This window comes from Streptomyces sp. YIM 98790 (assembly GCF_011421595.1).
GTDB lineage: Bacteria > Actinomycetota > Actinomycetes > Streptomycetales > Streptomycetaceae > Streptomyces.
Map to the genome: position 1 here is coordinate 1 of NZ_WTLH01000378.1, position 1,557 is coordinate 1,557.

The 1,557-nt window shown below is 80.1% G+C and carries 1 protein-coding gene; it reads right to left on the minus strand.

What is annotated here, in order from left to right; translation table 11 throughout:
* On the minus strand, positions 1-1,557 hold a 1,557-nt coding region (locus GQS09_RS28215), incomplete at both ends, for a proton-conducting transporter membrane subunit (RefSeq protein WP_165990343.1).

Genomic DNA, 1,557 nt, shown 5'->3' on the forward strand with positions numbered 1-1,557 from the left:
CCCCGCGCACCGCGCCGTCCAGCACCCGGTCGTCGAACACCGCCAGAGCGCGGGCCGCGCCCAGCACCGGCCGCACCACCGACGCCTGCACCGCCCCGGCGGGCCACAGCCAGCGGCCCGTCCGGTGCCGCACCGCGGGCGGGACCCGCACCGGCCACGGCCGCCACCGGGCGAGTGCGGCGGCGGCCAGCACCACGGCCGCGGACAGCGCCGCCTCCCACGGCACGGGCTCCGGTTCCCCGGTGGCCCCGAGAAGCCGCCCCAGCCAGTGGGCCACGGGCGGCAGCGCCAGCACGCCGAGCGCCGCTCCCGCGGACCCCAGCACCGCCACCGGCCCCACCACCCCGGGCGGCTGCGCCGGCCGCCGGCCGGGGCCGGGGGACGGCACGGAGGCGGAACGGGAGGGCGCGTCCGGGGCGAGGGTGTACCGGAGGATCTTGACGGCGTAGACGGCGGCGACCGCCGACGCGGCCAGGCCGGCCGCGTACAGCGCGGTGCTCTCGTGCCGGGCCGCGGCCAGCACGTGGTCCTTGGCGGCCCACAGCCCCAGCGGCGGCACCCCGGCCAGCGTCAGCGCCGCCGCCGCGAAGGCCGTGCCCAGCGCCGGCCAGGCCCGTGCCGCGCCGCGCAGCCCGGCGAGCCGTTCCGTGCCCAGCGCCGNGCCCAGCGCCGCCAGCCACGCCCCGGCGGCCAGGAACAGCGCGGCCTTCACCGCCGCGTGGGCGGCCAGCTGCCCGGTGCCGCCGGCCGTGCCCCCGGCGCCCGCCGCCAGCACCGCGAAGCCGAGCTGCGCACAGGTGGAGGCCGCCAGCAGCTGCTTCAGCTCGGTCTGCGCCACGGCGACCGCGCCCAGCACCAGCGCCGTGAGCACCCCCGCCCAGGCCACCAGCGGCCCGCCCCAGCCGGAGGCGTCCAGCAGCGGGCGCAGCCGCAGCAGCAGATAGGCCCCGGCCGCCACCATGGTGGCCGAGTGCAGCAGCGCCGAGACCGGGCTCGGGCCCTGCATGGCGCGGGAGAGCCAGAAGGAGAACGGCAACTGCGCGGACTTGCCCAGCGCGGCCAGCACCACCCCGGCCGTCACCAGGTCCAGCCAGCCCGCCCCGGCCCCCGGCAGCGCGTCCAGCCGCAGCGAGTCCACGCCGCCCGCCAGCGCCGCGCCCGCCGCCGCGTAGAGCCCCAGGTCGGCCGCGCGGGTGGTGAGGAACGCGGTACCGGCCGCCCGCACCTTCTCCGGCTCCTGCCAGTGGAAGCCGATCAGCGCCCAGCTCGTGGCGCCCATCACCTCCCAGGCCATGAGCAGCGGCGGCAGCGTGTCGGCGGTGACCGTCACCAGCATGGCTCCGGCGAACAGCAGCATCAGTCCGGAGAAACGCGCGCGGCCGGCCCCCTCGCCCGGTGGCCGGGCCGCCGACCAGACCAGCACCGCCAGGGTGACCGCGGTGACCATGACCGCCAGCACCGCGGACAGCCCGTCCACCCGCAGCCCGGCGCGCACCCCGGCGAGCAGCGGCGCGTCCGCCGTCACGGGCCGGCCGGCCGCCACCGCCACGGCCAGGG